This is a genomic window from Paenibacillus turicensis (assembly GCF_017873435.1).
GTDB lineage: Bacteria > Bacillota > Bacilli > Paenibacillales > Paenibacillaceae > Fontibacillus > Fontibacillus turicensis.
The window spans coordinates 1-1,803 of sequence record NZ_JAGGKG010000039.1 but is presented as its reverse complement, the minus strand read 5'-3'; the positions used below and the strand labels follow the sequence as shown (position 1 = coordinate 1,803).

The following is a 1,803-nucleotide window of genomic DNA, read 5'->3' as shown; positions in this document are numbered from 1 at the left end:
CCTCCCACTATAAATTAATATTTTCTCTTGTTTGCTCACTCGTTCTCAGGTTTTCATTCATTGACAGAATGGCAGTTGGAGAAGTCATGTAAGAATGACAATATTTTCTGTTAAAGCCGGTGGCGGGAATAGAGATTGGGGGATTTCCCCATTCGACGGATCGTTTCGTTGATCGCACTTTGGATATCCACACCTTCTTTTGACGGCTTACCCTCCCATGTCACGCGGGGTCATTGCCCTTACATTCCTTCGTTCTGCCTCTCAAAAGGTGGACGCCGTTTGTTGCTCCTTTACTGGGTCGTTGCCCTTATGGAAAATATTCCTGCGGCTACTCCGTGCTTCCTTTGTCTTTCGTGATTCCTACTTTAATTGAGCAAATCTGAGTTTTGTTTTTCTTAAGCTGCCATCTGTAGCTGAGCCCGTCGTATCGGCCCTAACACGTCATTTGCATCGTAGTCGCGTTGCTTGGTTCCTAGTGTATGCAGAACACGGATGAGTTTCCCACACAACGCCACTAGAGATTGCTTTTTCTTCAGTGGATTCTGACTTCGTGTTGTGAAATACTGGTGCAGTGCCTTAAACTCGGCGTTTTTGGCCACCATCGGCAAGACCGCCCGGAACAACAGCGCCCTTAGCCTCGCACGTCCACGCTTGCTTATGCTCGATTTTCCTTTTTTCTTTCCAGAACTATTCTCTTTGAGGTTCAGTCCGGCAAGCCGAATAATCTGCTGTCCATGCTCGTAACCACTCAGATCCCCGACTTCGGCGAGAAACCCTGCCAGGGTAACTACGGCTACACCCGGAACGGTAAGCATTTCTTTCGTTCCCGGAATTTGCGCAAGGAGGCCTTCCACCTCAGCCAGAATCTCTTCGAGTTGTCTGACAAACATCTCATACTGCTCCAGCAGCGTCTTGATCTCCATTTTCGCTCCAGGAAGCCCTTCCGTGAGCCCGATGGAGCTTCTCGCGACTTCGACGAGGTGTTGCGCACGTTTGGTGCCTACGGCTCGTTTCACGTCTTCTTTCCAACGCTGCGCAATCGCTTCTGCACCCAGCTCTACGATTTCATTTGGGGTAGGAAATTCGCCCAGCGTAATTTGTGAAGCCTTGCCTTCCCAATCTTTAAAAACCTCGGTGTACTCTGGAAAAAAGCGATCCAACCAGTTCTGTACTCGACGCTGGACCTGACCCAAATTCACCATGATCTTCTCTCGGAGGTTCATGAGAATTCGTAGATCTGCGTAAACACTTGTCGGTAATTTGGGCTCACTGTACTTCCCGTTTCGCACCAAATCGGCAATGACCTTGGCATCTTTATAGTCGTTTTTCGTCGGCGAGTTATCCTCCAGTTCTTTGCTCTTGTGCACATGGTGCGGATTGACCATGACTAAAGGAATGCCTTGTCCTCGTAAATACTCCGCCAGTGTAAACCAGTAGTGTCCGGTGGGCTCAATACCGAAGAGAATGTCTCTCTTGGCATGCACCCGCTGAAGCTCCTTCATCCACTGAACCAGTTGATCTAGTCCAGTACGGGTATTGGAAAATACACAATCCTTTCCCAGTTCGATTCCCCGAAAATCTACGGCCCGAGCCACATGAGTTTCTTTCGCAATGTCTGCGCCAACCACCAATGTTTTTTCAGAAATTCGTGTAAGTCGTTGATTTTGTTTCTTCGATTGTTTATACTTCATAGTGAGCGTCCTCCTTCAATTAGGGAATGAATGTACACCATTCGGAACCCAGCATACAGGAGGCGCTTTTTTTGTTCAAACCTCAAATTAATTCATTACAGGAATTGCTCCT

At 47.9% G+C, this 1,803-nt stretch carries 1 protein-coding gene; it reads right to left on the bottom strand.

What is annotated here, in order from left to right; translation table 11 throughout:
* Positions 1-395: 395 nt before the first annotated feature.
* Positions 396-1,691 (bottom strand): IS110 family RNA-guided transposase, encoded by a 1,296-nt coding sequence (locus tag J2Z32_RS22150; protein ID WP_210091380.1) that lies wholly within the window; start codon positions 1,689-1,691, stop codon positions 396-398.
* Between the last annotated feature and the right edge of the window lie 112 nt (positions 1,692-1,803).